This is a genomic window from Variovorax sp. AC103, assembly GCF_979254005.1.
Genome location: NZ_CEEDFC010000125.1, coordinates 1 through 229, shown reverse-complemented (window position 1 = coordinate 229; position 229 = coordinate 1). Strand labels below are relative to the sequence as shown.

Here is a 229-nt window from a genome sequence, read left to right as displayed (position 1 = left end):
ACGACCGGCGCGTGGTGCTCGCCGCCTGAGTGGTGCTGTGGAGCGCCGCCACCGCCATGCGCGGCACGGCCATGGACGACGGCGTGCTGTTCGTCGCCTCCGTCGGCCTGGGCGTGGGCGAGGCCGGCCTCACGCCCATCACCAACCGCATGATCCCCGACCTGTTCCCGCGTGCGCCGCGGGTGCTGGCCAACGCGGTGTTCGCGCTGTCGGCCCTCTGCGGCAGCGC

The 229-nt window shown here is 74.7% G+C and carries 1 pseudogene; it reads left to right on the top strand.

The window, feature by feature from the left end:
• Positions 1–29 precede the first annotated feature (29 nt).
• A pseudogene (locus tag AC0IYU_RS35055) lies at positions 30–229 on the top strand (MFS transporter); the annotation flags it as partial.